Consider the following 17166-nt stretch of genomic DNA (forward strand, 5'->3'; position numbering starts at 1 on the left):
TATGAAACAACTACTGACATGGATACTGGAAGGCTTTTTTCTAATCATCGTATTGATTGTTTCCCTGTTGCTCTATGCCCCGCAGCAGGGGGAGCAAATTATGCATATCAAAATGATTCAGGTAACGGATAAAAATAAAGAAAAGGCGATTGAGCAGGGATCGCTGATGTTTGTTAAAACCTTTTCTGAGCTAGAGCAGCCCAAAAATAATACGCTCATCAGCTTTCAGGCAGACCGCTTTGGAGAGTCTGTTATCCTGACACATATGTTTGTGAAAAGTGAAGTCCGAAACCAAACAACATATTATATTACGCAGGCACCGGATAGCAGCTATTATGATACCTATGAGACAACACATGAGGATCTTATCGGGACATATCTCTTTCATATGCAGTATATGGGAAATGTATATGAATTTCTGCAAAGTACCTATGGAAAGCTGACCTATGGAATCATCACGGTTATTTGTGTCCTAGCATCACTGTATGTACAGATAACAGCCTTACGGCGTGATCGAAAGAAAAAAACGGCAGAGAAGATTACAGAACAAGCAAGGCAGGAGGAGGAAGAACTTCAGGAAATACCTCAAACAAAGCAGGCTTTGCCGGATCATGGGGAAACGCTGGATATTCAGGTCAACAAGCTGGAACAGAAAATTCTTGCGGAAATAGAAGCCGGAACACAGAAAAAAGAAGAAATCCCTGCGTATCAGCTGAAAGAAATACGGGAAGCATTGGGAAAGCGTGACGAAATTGTTGTAGAGGAGAATGTGGAATCAGCCAATTCAAAGCCGGAGCAGGGTACTGCCTGTACAGTCGTTGAGGAGACTGCGAGAGCTGCTTCTGAAAAAAGTGAGGATGTGCTTGATAGTCTGTTGGAGGAGGAATTGCTCCATGAACAGCGCGTTGTATCGGCAAGGCTGGAAGAAGCTGCTGTAACTTTGGATGATGAGAAGATACAATCTGAGACGCAGGCTGTAATGATGGATGAAGTGGAGGATAAGGTAATACAAACGGCTCCTGAAACCCTGCAGCAAGAGGAAGCAGTAATAGAAGAAGGACCTGCTATTACACCAAAACTGGAAACGGGGGAGATGGAAGCAGTAACGAAGAATACAGAGACAAAAGAAACAAAAGAAACAGAAACAAAGGAAGCAGAAGCAAAGGAAACAGAGAGAAAAGAAACAGAAACAAAAGAAACAGAAATAGAAACAAAAGAAACAAAAACAAAAGAATCAAAAACAAAAGAAATAGAAATAAAGGAAGCTGTACAGGGCGGCGAGGGTACTGAGGAACCTTTCGATTCCACACAGTATCCCAAATATGATACACCGGAGCATCGGGTACCACAGGTTGTTGTTTATCCAACGGATTGTCCGAAGGATATAGAAGGTCTGTATAATTCAGACGCATCAAAATTTGAAAAGAATATACCATTTTCTGAATTACAACTGCATATTTTAAAAATAGATGCTTTAGAGCCCATTGTAAACAGTATACAGCCACAGGATGCACACACCACTGTATGTGATGATAGCGGTGTGCCTCAGCAAATCTCTCAGGAAGCAGAGGCAGAACTCATAAAGCCGCTTGAGAAGGAACAGCATCCGGATTGTGGTAAGGAAGCGGTTGAAGAAGTGAAGGCTGATACAGCAACTGATTCTCCTCAGGATCATGCGGCGGGTGATATTGAGCCCAGATCGGATGTAGATCCAGAGCTGCTGGAAGAGGTGCGCAGAGAGGTACAGGAGCTATTACACGGTGTAAAGCCTCCAAAGGAAATAGAGGAGCAGGAATATCCGGATTTTGATCGGAAATACGCAGTAAAAAGTAAGGCTGATGAAAAAGAGAAAGCAGAGCAGGCGGAACAGGAGGAACAGAAGGAGGAATTAAAGGAGGATACACAGGAGGAGGAACTTCTGCTGAGGAATTTAACGTTTGATTTCAGCGGAAGGTTTGCGATTCTCCATGGTGAAGTGGTAAATCATTTCCCGTATCCAGTTCATTATATCAAAGCGGAGATAGAGCTGTACGATGATGTCCATTATGTAATTAAAAAAATGAAATGGTATTTGTGTAGCAGGGAATTTTTACAGCCTGGAGAAGCGAGAGAATTTACTTATACTGCCTATGAAATATTTGGTGTTCATGATTATCACTTACGGATCATCAGCTATAAACGGAAATGATGTGATATGCAAATTGTGTGCGTTTTGGCCGTTATGGAGTATAATAGCAGATGAGGAAGTGGTTATATGAAGCAACGGTTGTTTGAAGAACGGCTGCAGTATTTTTTAACACAGAGACTAAAGGATGAAGGCACGATCAATGCTATGATGGATATGAAGCTGGTATCTGCTGATTATGAGAATAAAACTGTTATTTTGGAATTTCCGGTTTGCGCGTGGCAAATGAATCCGGCGGGGAGTCTGCATGGGGGAATGATTGCAACAGCGCTGGATATCACAATGGGATGCATTGCTTATATAAGCAGTGAGGCTGTTTTCACACCCACGATACAAATGGCGGTTAATTTCGTCGGTGGTGTAAAGCAGGGAGATTGTCTTGTGGTTGAGGGGATTTGCGATCATGACGGAAGCCGGATGGCACAGACAAGAGCAGTTGCCAAAGCAAAGAGCAGCGGAAAGGTCGTGGCGACAGCAAATGGCTCCTATGTTATGAATACAAAGAAATAATTCATAGAAAAGGCAGAATCTGAGGAGATGGATTCTGTCTTTTATGGTATGATATATACAAGTATAAATGTTTACAATTAGGGAGAGCATACGATGAAAAAACAGCAATTACGCTACTTTGTAGAAGTGGTAGACAGCGGAAGTATCAATAAGGCATCAGAGAAGCTGTATGTGAGCCAGCCAAGTTTGAGCAGAAGTATTCAGGCACTGGAGGAGGAAATGGGGAAGGAATTGATTATCCGCAGCAATCACGGGGTTTCTCTGACACCGACAGGAAGACTGATGTATTATTATGCACAATCCATCCTGTCGCAGTTTCAGGTGTTAGAGAGACTGAAGGATGTCAGTGAGGAAAAGCTTTACAGCAAGCTGACGGTATCCGTGGATTCTGTTTTTCTGCGGGATGATCTGATTTTGCAGTTTTATAAGCATATGCAATCCGCAACAACTGAAATTCACATGATTGAGACAACTGCTGAACAGGTACTGTCAAATGTGAGTGAAATGAAGTCTGAAATCGGAATCACGATTTTGAATGACTATCAACTGAGTATCTTTCGCAAGATGGCGGATGCTAAGGAAGTCGAATTGAGTATTCTTGGAGAAGGCCCGTTGTATGTGCATATCAACGAGAAGAATTTGGATGAGCTGGTGGAGGAGAAAGACGCGAGGGATTTTCTGGATTTTACATTGATTCATTTGCCTTATGATTTCTTTTCTAATCTGAATATGTCCTTGACGATGGATGGCGTGCAGCTGACTAGCTTTAAAAAGACAATAACGATGAGCAATTATCATGCGATTATCAATATGCTGAATCATACGGATGCGTTTATGCTAGGGAATAAATGGCAGATTGAGGAGTTGAAGCATTCACATATACACAGTATGCGGATACGTAATTGTGATATTCAGAAGTATTTTGTTATCATACGACGAAACCGGGAGGTGCTGAGTGAGGCGGGAAAGGTGTTCCTGGAGATTATCCACGAAACCTATGCGGATATGTAGATATACCTAAAATGCATAACCGGCTTGCGGGTTATTGGTATTATACAAAGTTTGCAGAAAGGATTACAATAATAGTGTAAAAGGTAAGAGAAAAAATTACCTGAAATCAATTCTATGGAAAAGGAGAACAATTATATGAAAAAGAGTACACTATTATCGTTATTAACAGCAGGGGCTGTTATCGCTACATCCGCAGGAACATTCGCAGCATGGGACAATACAACGAGTACAGTTAGTTTCCAACCAGTGACAATGGAACAGATTAATGTGACTGCAATAGCAGCTACACAGCTGACTGTTACTAAGAATGTAGGTGCAGCACCAACTGCTACAGGTACTTTCACTGTTAACGCAGCAAATATTAGTACAGCTGATCTTGGGAATACTAAGCTGTCATTCGTCCCAAGTGTTAAAGTAGATGATACAACAGTCGATCCAGCAAATTACACATTAGAAATTAAAGATGGAGCAGAAGACGTTACAGCTGGAGATTCATCTGTAGCTGCAACTAATGATTATACTGTAACGGTTGTACCAGCTGATACTGAAGCTGCTGCAGAAGCAATGGGTAATAAAGCAATCGTAGTTGAAATTGCTGCAACACTAGAAACAAAATAAACTAGATAAATAGCCGTCATCCGACGGCTTTTTTAAAAACATCTTTTCAACTCTCCGAGAATTTTATAAAATATAGAAAAGGAAAGTAGGATCGCATATGGGAAAGGTAATCAAACGCATAGTAAATATTGTGTTTGTGGCTGTGGTATTACTATTGGCAGCCTATACTTTTCTTATGGCAAAATATCCTGATGAAACTGCCAGATTTACCGGCTATCGGCTCTATGCTGTACTAACCGATAGTATGGAACCCCGCATCCCCACCTTTTCTCTAGTCTGCACCAGGGTGATTGATCCAGACGAACCTCTGCATTTGAAAAAAGGCGATATCATCACCTTTAAAGCAGATCGATTTGGAGACGATATATTATTAACGCATCATTTTAATAAAACAGAAAAAGATTTCCAGGGAAATACCATATACCGCACCAATGCAGAGGGTAAGGATAATCTGGATATGTATAAAACGCTCCGTAAGGATATCATAGGAACCTATGTATTCCATATCCCTTTTATCGGAAAAATCTTTCTCTTTCTGAAAAGTAAGTTTGGTATACTTCTCTACGCAGAGCTTGCAGTAATATGGCTGTTCAATAAGACCATACGTACAAGATGGGCGGAAAAAGAACAGGTATTGAAAAAACAGAAAACACTCTATGTGGATGCTGTAGAATTTGAAGCCCTGGAGGAGCATTGTGTGCTGTGTGGTGAATTACGGAATGATACAACGTTTGCGGTTCGATTTGTTAAAGCAGAAATACAGTTGTATGATGAACAAAAGAAGCTCATTAAAAAAGATAAATGGTTCCTTACAGGAAAGGAACGCATGCAGCCGGGAGAACATCAGCGATTCGATTACACTGTCTATGATGTGAAACAGGCAAAATACTATAAAATTCATATCCTGAGCTATAAAAAATAAGAAACCGGTCATACTCTAGATGACTGGTTTTTTTGGGAGGATATGTAAATGAAAAGAGATTTGATTTATATTAGAATAGCAACAGCTTTTTCTGTACTTCTGGTTATGCTTTCTATGTACCGTTTATGGGAAAACAGCATTACGCTGAAGGAAAGCATCCGTGTGACAACCGACGCATTGCATATGGAATTGCAACAGAGACTGAATGACAATGTTATTTATGTAGGGACAACCTGTGTACATGTAGATGGAGATGATATAAGCCTGGAAAATACATATCTGGATATGGAAGTGAAAGCATATGATGCACAGACTAAAAAAGAGGTGAATAAGGATCTGACAACTCAAATCTACGATACAGGTATGCAGTTAAAGGGCAGACATCCGATTCGTATCATATTGCAGGGGGATGCGAACAGACTATATGAGAAAGAAATAATGATTCAGCTAACAGCACAACTGGAGCAGGCAGACTTCTAGACTGGGGCAATAAGCGAACAAAGCGAAAAAGCAGAAATTTAAGGTGATATCTATATTCATTTTTCCTCTTTTGCAGTACAATGGTTATTAGTGATGATTTAAGGAGGAACTTATGACTGTAGTAGAAAAACTGAACAAATTAAGAGCTTTAATGAAGGAAAGAAAGATGGATGTTTATATGATCCCTACCTCTGACTTTCATGAAACAGAATATGTAGGAGAGCATTTTAAGGCAAGAAGCTTTATGTCAGGATTTACAGGCTCTGCAGGTACACTGATCGTATGTAAAGACTGTGCGGCTTTATGGACTGATGGAAGATATTTCATCCAGGCAGCGGATCAGTTGAAGGACAGTACGATTGATTTAATGAAACAGGGTGAGGAGGGAGTACCTTCTATTCCTGAATATATCAATGAGCATATACAGATGAATGGTGTATTCGGCTTTGACGGACGTGTTATGAATACCAAACAGGTGAAAGATATCATGGATCAGTTAAAGGATAAGCATATCACGATCTGTGCACAGGAGGATCTGGTTGGAATGATCTGGGAGGAGCGTCCTGCACTTCCAACGGAAAAAGGATTTTTTCTGGAAGAAAAATACAGTGGAAAAAGTACGAAGGATAAGCTGGCGGATATTCGCGATGTCATGAAGGAGCATAAGGCTACACATCATATTGTCACATCACTGGATGATATTGCATGGATCATGAATATGCGTGGATGGGATATCAGCTGTTTCCCTGTTATGCTCTGCTATTTGGTAATTACTGAAAAAGAAAGCCATATCTTTATCAATAAAGATAAGCTGGACGAAAGGATGCATGCAAATTTCAAGGACAATATGGTTATCGTACACGCATATGATGATATTTATGAATTTGTGAAAACGATTCCTGCAGATGCGGCAGTCCTGTTGCATACAAGTGTTGTAAACTATGCGATTACACAGAATCTAAACAAGGAAATCCGTATTATAGATTGTCCAAACCCTTCGCAGCTCATGAAAGCAAGAAAAAATGAAATTGAGCTGGAAAACAATCGGAAGGCGCATATTAAGGATGCGGTTGCGATGACTAAATTCATGTATTGGCTGAAAAACAACATCGGTAAGGAAACAATTACGGAAATCAGTGCAAGCGATTATCTGGAAGGCCTGCGCCGTGCGCAGGAGAATAACCTAGGACTCAGCTTCAATACCATTTCTGCATACAAGGAGCATGCGGCAATGATGCATTACAGTGCCAATGAAGAAACAAATGTAGAGTTGAAGCCGGAAGGAATGCTGCTGGTAGATAGTGGTGGACAATATCTGGAGGGCACAACGGATATCACAAGAACCTTTGTATTAGGCCCTATTTCTGATGAAATTCGTATCCATTATACGAGCGCTTTACGCGGAATGATTCAGTTAAGCAAGGCACGTTTCCTTGAAGGCTGCCGTGGTATGAATCTGGATATTCTGGCAAGAGGGCCGCTATGGGAAATGGGTATTGATTATAAATGCGGTACCGGACATGGTGTCGGACATTTGATGAATGTTCACGAAGGCCCAAACGGTTTCCGCTGGAAAATCGTACCGGAAAGAAATGACAGCTGTGTTCTGGAGGAAGGAATGACACAGTCCAATGAACCAGGTGTATATGTAGAGGGCTCTCACGGTATTCGCCATGAAAATGAGATGGTGGTACGCAAGGGTGAAAAGAATGAGTACGGTCAGTTTATGTATTTTGAAACGATTACGTTTGTACCATTCGATCTTGATGGCCTTGATGTCTCTTTGATGACCCGTTATGATATTGAATGGCTGAATGCCTATCATGCTGAGGTTTTCGCAAAGGTATCTCCTTATCTGAATGAAGCGGAGAAGGAATGGCTGAAGCACGCAACAAGAGCAATTTAATAAGTATAAGGCAGAGTGAAGCGTATAGATAAGCTCTGCTTTTTTCATTTTGTTTGTGGGATTAATCGTGGTGTTTATAGCGGATTCTGGAAGAAGATTTGTGTAATATATTGATATAAGGCTTTTGAAAGGTGCTATAAAAGGGTTACTGCTATGAAATTATTGCAATATGTGGAAGGAAAGGTATAATGGTACATATGGTGATACTATGAAATCTATTTTAGTTGAAATAAACTGTCCTCGTTGTTTTTATAAAACACATAAGAGAAGTGAAACCTTAATTATGCCGGAAATGGAATCGCAGTTTCGTAAAGAGCTTTTGGAAGAAACCTATTTTGAAAAGGTTTGTCCAAGCTGTGGAAAAACCAACAGCTTTCTTCATACATTGATTTATGCAGATAAGAAGCATCATTTTGTTTTGCTGATTAAACCGAAAAACGATCTGGCGGAAAAGGATTTCACAATTTTTCAGTCAGAGAAGAATTGTATTCGCCGCTATATATCGCAGCAGAAGCATATTGCTGAGAAAATCAGAATATTGGAGGACAGGCTGGATGACCGGGCTATTGAATTATTGAAATTGAAAATTTTTTTGCGTGAGAAAAGGAAAGGGCAACTGCCAAGACGAATTGTTTATCAGGATACAGAGGCAGATACGTTATGGTTTCGGATTTCTCATGAAGCTGGTGAGGATGTAGTCGGGATCCTGAAGCAGTCTTATCATGATATTTGTGGTGATTTGCCTTTGCAGGAACAGAAGTTTGAAGAAATTGATAGTAGCTGGGCGGTAAATTATCTGAAAGAGTCGAAGGAAAGTCATTGAGTTATTAGGGGAAGTGGCATATAATAAGGACAATAATGAGGTAGTCAACATGAACCATATTTCGGACACGACAGATATCGGAATCACCTTTCAAATGACACTGGATGCTTTCCTGGATGAAACACATCCTGTGAAAAATACAAATCAGAATACGTACCGGGATGCATTGAAAAAGCTGGAGGAAGCTAAACATTGCCGGAGTTCTCAAAAGAAGCAGATGATAGCGCAGGAGGCATTAAGGATATGCCCTGACTGTATAGAGGCTTTTATGATTCTTGGGGTTAATGAGCTGAATATATATGAAAAGCTGAAAATTCTGAAGGAAGGAATGGAGCTGGCAACGATGAATCTTGGAAAAGATTTTTTTCTGAGGGATGCTTCTGATTTTTTTCTTTTTGATGAAGCCAAGCCGCTGTTTCATATTAAATTCGCTTATGCAGCAGCTTTGTATGAAGCAGGCTATATGAGAAAAGCACAAAGGCAGTTTCATGAGATTTTGAATCTGAATCCGGATGATGTGTTTCAGGTACGACATTATTTAATGAGTATCGCTTTGTATTTTGAGGAATTGGAGTCGTGCAGAGAATTGCTTGATAAATATCATGTACAGGATTCTTTTTCGTGCTTCATAAGATTTTTGTATTATATGAAAGCAGAGGATCTGGATCAGGGAAGGAGTATGATATCGCTGTTGAAAAAGAAGAATGGTTATTTGTATGATATTCTGACATATAGGAGTATGGATACGGTTGGGTCACAGGGGCTTTTGCTGGAGGGGAGCTTAGAGGAAGCAGGTTATATTTATCGTATAATTTCCAAGGTGGTGCAGCCTATGGAGTATCTTCATATTTTTCTAGTCAAGAATGAGAGAGAAGGATAGTTTTAAATTAGATTATAAGGGCATCTAAGGATGCTTTTTTGTTTTTTATAGGATATTAAGCGTAATTATGTATATATTATTGTGTTTTGCATAAGAATGTGACAATAATGTGATTTTTACTTCCAAATAATGGAAATTACCTCTATAATATATGAGTAGTGTTACTACAATGAGTGAAGTTAAAGGTAGGGTACATATATGAACGTTAGTAGAGACAGATTATCAGTTATTGGAAAGCTGATCGGAATTTATAGAGAAGAACGGCGGAATAATACACAAAATGGTTTTACGCTAAAGAAATTTTGTGAAGGTATTTGCAGTATTAACACATTGAAGAGTATAGAAGCAGGTGGTTTGAGTAGATCTGAGGATGTATACATTGAACTTTTAGGGAAACTTGATTTGAAGTTTGGCGAGTTTCCTGTGATTGATGAAAAGATAAATGAACTTATTCAAAGTATTTATAAGGATGTTGAATATTTTCATATACAGTCTCTAGCGCATGAATGTAAAAGAGGTATAAGACTTTTAGAAAATGTTAAAGGATATGCTTATTATAGAGAAATTTATTTTATACTAAAGGATTTGTATGACTATTATAAAGACGATATATTAATAGATGATAAACGCATATTTATCTATAAGTCATTAATTAAGAATAATGTATTTATTTGGGGAGATATTCTTAAAGTATTGTTATTTGCTAAATTGAAAATTGAATGTAAAACAAATTTAAATAAATATTATGAACTTATATCTGAATTGAATTTGTTTAATGTAAAGCTTAGTTGTCTAAAATTAAGTATTTTACATTATTATCTTGTTAGTGAAGAATACATAGAAATGAGTGCGTTGATAAGGGAACTTGAGCAATTATACAAAAAGAACAAAAATTATATAAGGTTAGCTGACGTCTATAATTATGAAATTATATTATATAGTTATGCTTCTAAAAAGCCGATTGATAATATCATAAATAAAGTAAATATCGTTATAAAGGAAAATGATTTACCAGATTTAAAAACATATGAATTGTATTCAAATATCGCTTCATACTATCATCATAAAAAAGATTTTGAGAAAGCATTGAGTATTATGAGATGATGTTGGATTATTATGATTGTATTTTTATTCCACATTTAATTTATTTAGCCGATTGCCAAAATCATTTGAATTTACCGATTAAGTTACCAAAAGTGAGTAAAGAAATATTGATTGGATATCCAATGGGCATTAGACTAATGTTTAAATATTTTACATTAGATGAATCTGTTCCAGATTTTGTAAAACAAAACTTTATCATTAAAAGGATTTTGCCTAAAGTTAACGATGAGATTGATATAGATATTTTTAGATATGAATTGACAAGATTAGTCGAGCGGACAGGTCATTATAAACTACTACATTTTTTTGAGAACTCAATAAACATGAAATGGAGTTGATGGTTTTTTTTAAAATGTACACTAATAACGGTTTTTAAACATTATCGTTAACTTGAGCCTATTTCATTGAGTTAAATCAAAGTTTATCATATTATTTTCATGTCAGCGATGATATGCATATGATCTCTAGGATAATGTAGGCAAGAGTTATGAAGAAAATATTAATAGCAGGTTTATGCAGTCTTGGCATAGCAAGTGCGTTCTTTTTCGCTACCGATTCAAATAAAAATACTATGATAGCTAGTGGTGGCGGGTACGTTAATGTAAAAATCTAATACTTGAAAACTACTTCTTTTCATAAGAAGTTTTTTTCTTTTTATTCCTGAGTTGACGGTTTTCTTGAAAAACGGCGATAATCGCAAAAATTTTTAATAAATGTCAACTTCCACAAAAAGGATTGAATAACTGTACTATTTTTAGTATCATATGAGTGTCTTGAAGAGGGTGGGCTTCGGGACACCGGGGGTCACTTCGGTGATCAAATATATGGGTTTCGTATCAATTGAGATGGTGGAAATGGTCTTCCCCAAGCCCGTTTATTCTCATGTACACTCTTAGTAAATTAACTGATACTGTTTACGAAATTGATGCGAGTTGGGGGATTTACAAAAATGGCAGCTTTGCTTGGCAAGGTTGCTTTTTTTGTATTCTTCAGATACACTAATATAGAATATGGAGAGATGCGCATGAGTAAACTCAAATTAAAAAATATAACAAAGTCCTATGGTGAAATAAAAGCAGTACAGGATTTTAATTTGGAGTTTCAAGAAAAAAGCTTTATTGTATTGGCAGGGCCATCAGGCTGCGGTAAAACTACACTGCTGCAGCTTGTCGCAGGATTCCTTACTCCGGATACAGGAGAAATTTATATTGATAATCAGCTTGTCAATCAAAAAGCGCCGTATGAGCGTAATATATCCATGGTATTTCATGAAGCTGCACTGTTTCCGCATATGAGTGTTTATGAAAATATTACATTTGGCCTTGCTCATAATGGAATGTCACAGCAAGACATGGATTATGAGGTCATACAGATATGTGAGCTGCTTGGAATCCGCGACTTATTAAAGCGTAAGGCAAAGGAATTGTCGGGCGGACAAAGGCAGCGTTGTGCTATTGCCCGAGCACTTGTGAGAAAGCCCTCTTTGTTTTTAATGGATGAACCTTTAAGCTCACTGGATGCCAGATTAAAAATGCAGCTTAGAATGGAGATAGCACAGCTGTATCAGCGAAATCATGCAACCTTTCTATATGTAACCCATGATCAGATGGAGGCTATGACATTAGCTGATACCCTGGTAATTATGAAGGATGGGAAGATTCAGCAACTGGGTAATCCGGTTGAAATATATCAAAACCCTATCAATTTGTTTACAGCTTCCTTTTTGGGACTATATGATATCAATGAATTCAGTGCCAGACTAGAGAAAGGAAATCTGATGATTCAGGAGCATAGGATTCCATGGACAGCTGAGCCTGTTGATTGTGACGTTATTCTGGCAGTGCGCTGTGAGCATATTATAGAAGTTCGCAATGGCGGGATATTGGGACATATTATGCTGGTTGAACAGTCTGGTGAACAAATATATTACCATATTCAGTGTATGTATGGGATTGTTATAATGAAAGGGGATATTACCTGTATTTATAAACGTATGGATACTATACAATTCTGGTTTGCATGGGAGTATGCTTTTCTGTTTGATGCAAACACACAATTGCGTATACATAAAGCAGTCTAAAGGATAGGTGATTCTTATATTTTTAATCAACTATAAAAAGAGATTTCTTATACTACTTTGTTTAAATGACAATGGTATTGGAAATCTCTTGTTTTTTATGTCGGAATAAGCATCCTCTTTATTGATAATAGCTTTCCTTTTGATTTGTACAAAAAAAGATTCCCTTAGGAACCTTCTTTGATCTATCATGGTGGAGCGTATCGGGATCGAACCGATGACCCCCTGCGTGCAAAGCAGGTGCTCTCCCAGCTGAGCTAACACCCCATCTCGAATGCTTAAATAATATACCATGCAGGGGGTCATTTTGTCAATGACTTTTTACGATTTTTATAAAATAAATGAAAGAATTAAGAAGGTTATGCCAATTCATCGTTATATGATGAGAAATAAATATTATGTATAGTTTGTATTTAATATAATTTAGGATTTTCACAATTTCGAAACGTATGTATAAGCGTAAAGCATACATATACATGTGAAAGAAAGTAAAAAATATGCTTGTAAATCATGGAACAGAGAAGAAAAAGGTACAAGAAGAGGAAATGAACGAAATACTGGATTATGATAACGATGTGTTCTTTAAATTTGCTCTTGGTACAGAGGATGAGGATTCTGCTTTTATCCGTAACACCATTATTGAACGCGTAATAGGGATTCATCCTAAGGAAAGCACAGTATTGAATCGAATCTGGATCCCGCAATTCTCAGAAGAAAGAAAATTGTTTTAGATGTTCATGTGAAGGATTGTGATGGAAGGGAATATGACATTGAAATGCAAACAACCTATTCGAAAAAATCCGAAATGAAGCGTTTTGAGTTTTATGGAGCTAGGATGCTGTCTAACCAGGTAATCAGTGGAGGTAAGTATCAGAATCTGCTTCCGGTGTTTCAGATTATTTTCATAGATTCTTATGCAGAACATTCCAGAAGGCTGATTGACAGCTATCAGATGAGAAATGAGCAGGGAGCAGTAGAAAGCTCTCATCCTTTAATGAAAAGAATTTACATATATCTGCCGGAAATCGATGTGATTGCCAGAAAAAAGGGCTTTGCGAATATGACGGATTTTGAACAGCTGTGTTTGGTTCTGCCCTCTGGGTATTTGTTTAAAAATAATGACAGTGATGGTATACTAAAAACAGATAAAAGGCTGGTGAAGAAGGTCATGCCCAAAGGGTACCAAGTGGAGAAGTATAAAAAATTTCAGGATGATAAAGACCTCTGGTCAATAGCAATGTCTGCACAGATCCAGGCACAGCGCGAGAAAAATGCTATTATTGATAGCTTTGATGAAGGCTTAAAGGAAGGTTTAAAGGAAGGTGAAGTAAAGGGCTTAAAGCAAGGTAAAAAAGAGCTGCTACAGGAATTGGTGCAGATGAAGTTCGGTGTTGATGCGCAAGCATGGATTGATAAACTAAGCATAGAACAGCTTACTATCGTTTCAAAAAAGATTCTTGACTGCAAGACCTTTGAGGAATTAAAAAAACAAATCGACATGTTTTAATTTAAGAGCTGAGTCTCAAAAATCATAAGGTATGCAGCGATTTGGCATTTACCATGCTGTAGGTCAGACTTATTCAATAATCGCTTATCATATGTAGTCCACGTTTAGGATGTAATACGAAATACTGCTTTTCAGATTATGTCTTGCATGATAAGCCATATAAATCAATCATCAAACAACCTGCTGATATGCATTCATGTTAATATCAGCATTTTTAACATATGAAAAAGAATGATAAATAGACTGCAAATATACACTTCGCACATATAAAATCTACCAAAAGCAGACGCTTTATACAGCCATTCTATAAGGATATATGTCCGTAAAAAGAATAGGGGATTGCAAGCAGTTAAGAAATCGTCTAAAATATAAGAAAACTTTTTTGAGGGGTGATTGTATATGAAAATAGCAAAAGAGGCACTGCGTCTCAGCTTTCCTGTCATGGTTGGCTATGTCTTTTTGGGAATTGCATTCGGTATTCTTTGTCAGCAGCAGGGCTACTCAATGCTCTGGGCGTTTCTTATCAGTCTCAGTGTTTATGCCGGAAGCATGCAGTTTGTATTACTGACGTTTTTCCATGCCGGCTTTTCCCTGCTGGAGGTGGCTCTTGTGACCCTGACCGTGAATGCACGGCAGTTGTTTTATGGTCTTTCCTTTTTGAAATGCTTTCCCGCGATGGGAAAAAAGCGCTGGTATATGATGTTTTCGTTAACTGATGAAACCTATTCCCTATTATGTGCAATACCAGACCGGGAAAGTCGGGAGGGAAAGCAGCTAATGTTCTGCGTATCGCTTTTTGACCAGTTATACTGGATTGCGGGTTCTGTTCTGGGAGCGAGTATTGGTTCTATGCTTTCCTTCGATACCACCGGGATCGACTTTGCCATGACTGCTTTATTTACTGTTATCTTCGTTGAACAGTGGCTGTCGGCAAAAAAACATGGAGCTGTCTACCTGGCGGTTGCGGCGATCCTTATCTCTGCAGTCGTTTTCCAGCTTACCAATTTCCTGCTGCCTGCTTTGATATTACTTGTAATTCTGCTTGTTATTTTTCAGGATAAAGTGGAAGGAAAGGGGGATGCTTCATGATTACTTCTGTAGAGACACTGATAATTATCGCAGTTGCGGCTGTCTGTACCTTTCTTACCCGTGCCCTGCCGTTTATGATATTTAAGAATGCGGAGGCTCTGCCAAAGAAAATCGTATATCTTGGCAAGGTGCTCCCCATGGCAATCATGCTCTGTCTGATTGTTTACTGTGTCCGCAATACGGCATTTTTGCAATACCCCTATGGTTTGCCGGAGCTGCTTGGAATTGCTGGGGTTGTCGTTCTGCATTTGTGGAAACGCAACAATATGATCAGTATCATAGGCGGAACGCTGCTTTATATGGTATTGGTACAACTGGTTTTTGTATAATGTTGAAAATTTTTTCTGAAACTTATTGCTTTTTTTTGAAACATTGCTTATAATACCTAACTATAAGGACAAGGGTGTTCTTGTACAGGAGATAATCTGTGCAGGGACGCCTTTTTTCTGTGAAAGGGAGTGCGTGTAATGTGTGGATTTATGTATGTGGCGGATTCCGAACTGAAGCTGTCCGTATTTGAAAAGGAATTTGAGCGTATTGCCTACCGCGGACCGGATATGCATCGGGTAGAAGTCAGTAACACCGGCATTATGGGCTTTCACCGCCTGGCTATTATGGGAGTGGAGGAAAGCGGAATGCAGCCGATGCATCTGGAGGGAAAGCAGGTGGTATGCAATGGTGAAGTCTATAATTTCCGCAGGCTGCGGGAAGAGCTGCGAAAAAAGGGCTATTCTTTTTCCTCTCAAAGTGATTGTGAGGTGCTGCTTCCATTGTATGAGTGCTATGGAACAGCGATGTTCTCCATGCTGGATGCGGAATTTGCCTGTGTAATTGAAGATCGTACAAACGGAAGAATTATTGCCGCAAGAGACCCCATCGGTATCCGTCCCATGTTTTACGGGTTCTGTAAAACGAATGGTGCGATAGCATTCGCAAGTGAGGCAAAGGCACTGCATACCCTGTGTGCTGAGGTATTGCCCTTTCCTGTGGGAAGCTATTATGATAGCGGTAAATTTGTTTCCTATTGCAAGCCATGGGAGGTAAAGGAAAAACCGCTAACGGATATGACAGCCGCCGTAACCAAAATTCGCAGCCTGCTGGAAGCCGGTGTTATAAAGCGTCTGGATGCAGATGTCCCTGTCGGCTTTTTGCTGAGTGGAGGTCTGGACAGCTCTTTGGTTTGTGCGATTGCGGCACGTCATCAGAAAACACCGATTCAGACCTTTGCAATCGGTATGGACAGCGATCCAATTGATCTTCGCTATGCCCGTGAGGCTGCAGACTATATAGGAAGCGATCATCATGAGTTTCATATGACGATTACAGAGGTGATAGAAGCGCTGCCAAATCTTATCCGCATATTGGAAACCTATGATATAACGACCATCCGTGCCTCACTTGGAATGTATCTGCTCTGTGAGAAAATCAAAGCGTCCAGTGATGTCAAGGTGCTGTTAACCGGTGAAATCAGCGATGAGCTGTTCGGATACAAATATACAGATTTTGCGCCGGATGCGGAAAGCTTTCAGCGGGAAAGTGAAAAGCGCATAAAGGAATTGTATATGTATGATGTGTTACGGGCTGACCGCTGTATCAGTGCAAATGCACTGGAGGCAAGAGTTCCGTTTGGAGATCTTGCATTTGTCAGACATGTTATGCGGCTGGATCCTGCTATGAAAATGAATACGTATGGGAAGGGAAAATATCTTCTTCGCAAAGCCTTTGCCGGCAAGTATTTACCGGAAACGATTCTGATGCGTGAAAAAGCAGCCTTTTCCGATGCAGTGGGACATTCCATGGTAAATGAGCTGCAGGCCTATGCACAAAAGCTGTACAGCGACGAGGATTTGATAAGAGGGCAAGAGCGCTATGCCTATCACGAACCGCCAATTTCCAAGGAAAGTCTTTTATACCGTGACTTGTTTGAGCAGTTTTATCCGAAGCGGGCAAACTGGATCAAGGGCTTTTGGATGCCAAATCAGGAATGGGCTGGCTGTCAGGTAAAGGATCCAAGCGCCAGAGTATTAAGCAATTACGGAGAAAGCGGCAAATAA

The 17166-nt window shown here is 39.2% G+C and carries 13 protein-coding genes, 1 tRNA gene and 2 pseudogenes; 15 read left to right on the forward strand and 1 reads right to left on the reverse strand.

Going from position 1 to position 17166, the window contains the following annotated elements; all coding sequences use genetic code 11:
• The first annotated feature begins 1 nt into the window (after nt 1).
• The 11 genes and pseudogenes from GKZ87_05770 to GKZ87_05820 all read left to right on the forward strand — a co-directional run bounded on the left by GKZ87_05770 (nt 2) and on the right by GKZ87_05820 (nt 12519).
• Nucleotides 2-2188, forward strand: coding sequence for a hypothetical protein (locus GKZ87_05770; protein ID QSI25023.1), 2187 nt, complete (start codon nt 2-4; stop codon nt 2186-2188).
• Between the two features lie 66 nt (nt 2189-2254).
• On the forward strand, nt 2255-2695 hold the full coding sequence (locus GKZ87_05775) for a PaaI family thioesterase (GenBank protein QSI25024.1): 441 nt from the start codon (nt 2255-2257) through the stop codon (nt 2693-2695).
• A 93-nt stretch (nt 2696-2788) separates the two neighbouring features.
• Nucleotides 2789-3706, forward strand: coding sequence for a LysR family transcriptional regulator (locus GKZ87_05780; protein ID QSI25025.1), 918 nt, complete (start codon nt 2789-2791; stop codon nt 3704-3706).
• A 135-nt stretch (nt 3707-3841) separates the two neighbouring features.
• Nucleotides 3842-4324 (forward strand): hypothetical protein, encoded by a 483-nt coding sequence (locus tag GKZ87_05785; protein QSI25026.1) that lies wholly within the window; start codon nt 3842-3844, stop codon nt 4322-4324.
• Between the two features lie 97 nt (nt 4325-4421).
• Nucleotides 4422-5246 carry a signal peptidase I gene (locus tag GKZ87_05790; GenBank protein QSI25027.1) on the forward strand — a complete coding sequence of 275 codons (825 nt, stop codon included), beginning with the start codon at nt 4422-4424 and terminating at the stop codon, nt 5244-5246.
• A gap of 48 nt (nt 5247-5294) precedes the next feature.
• Nucleotides 5295-5726 (forward strand): hypothetical protein, encoded by a 432-nt coding sequence (locus GKZ87_05795; GenBank protein ID QSI25028.1) that lies wholly within the window; start codon nt 5295-5297, stop codon nt 5724-5726.
• 112 nt (nt 5727-5838) lie between these two features.
• Nucleotides 5839-7632, forward strand: a complete 1794-nt coding sequence (locus tag GKZ87_05800; GenBank protein QSI25029.1) for a M24 family metallopeptidase — start codon at nt 5839-5841, stop codon at nt 7630-7632.
• Nucleotides 7633-7801: 169 nt separating this feature from the next.
• Nucleotides 7802-8455: a hypothetical protein gene (locus GKZ87_05805; protein QSI25030.1), complete on the forward strand. Its 654-nt coding sequence runs from the start codon at nt 7802-7804 to the stop codon at nt 8453-8455.
• A gap of 49 nt (nt 8456-8504) precedes the next feature.
• Entirely contained in the window at nt 8505-9335 is an 831-nt protein-coding gene (locus GKZ87_05810) for a hypothetical protein (GenBank protein QSI25031.1), read from the forward strand.
• Between the two features lie 198 nt (nt 9336-9533).
• Nucleotides 9534-10777: pseudogene (locus GKZ87_05815) on the forward strand (hypothetical protein).
• A 686-nt stretch (nt 10778-11463) separates the two neighbouring features.
• A complete protein-coding gene (locus GKZ87_05820) occupies nt 11464-12519 on the forward strand; it encodes an ATP-binding cassette domain-containing protein (protein ID QSI25032.1) in 1056 nt (351 codons plus the stop codon).
• Between the two features lie 188 nt (nt 12520-12707).
• Here GKZ87_05820 and GKZ87_05825 read toward each other — a convergent pair.
• A tRNA-Ala gene (locus GKZ87_05825) sits at nt 12708-12783 on the reverse strand.
• A 230-nt stretch (nt 12784-13013) separates the two neighbouring features.
• On the opposite strand from GKZ87_05825, the pseudogene GKZ87_05830 reads away from it, so the two are divergent.
• The 4 genes and pseudogenes from GKZ87_05830 to GKZ87_05845 all read left to right on the forward strand — a co-directional run bounded on the left by GKZ87_05830 (nt 13014) and on the right by GKZ87_05845 (nt 17166).
• Nucleotides 13014-14023, forward strand: a pseudogene (locus GKZ87_05830) (Rpn family recombination-promoting nuclease/putative transposase).
• A 399-nt stretch (nt 14024-14422) separates the two neighbouring features.
• Complete coding sequence (locus tag GKZ87_05835; protein QSI25033.1) at nt 14423-15112, forward strand: branched-chain amino acid transporter AzlC; 690 nt, start codon at nt 14423-14425, stop codon at nt 15110-15112.
• Complete coding sequence (locus tag GKZ87_05840) at nt 15109-15441, forward strand: branched-chain amino acid transporter AzlD (protein ID QSI25034.1); 333 nt, start codon at nt 15109-15111, stop codon at nt 15439-15441. The genes GKZ87_05835 and GKZ87_05840 overlap by 4 nt, the downstream gene beginning before the upstream one ends.
• 150 nt (nt 15442-15591) lie before the next feature.
• Nucleotides 15592-17166: an asparagine synthase B gene (locus tag GKZ87_05845; protein ID QSI27898.1), complete on the forward strand. Its 1575-nt coding sequence runs from the start codon at nt 15592-15594 to the stop codon at nt 17164-17166.

It is taken from the genome of Erysipelotrichaceae bacterium 66202529 (assembly GCA_017161075.1).
In the GTDB taxonomy this organism is placed as follows: Bacteria; Bacillota_I; Bacilli_A; order Erysipelotrichales; family Erysipelotrichaceae; genus Clostridium_AQ.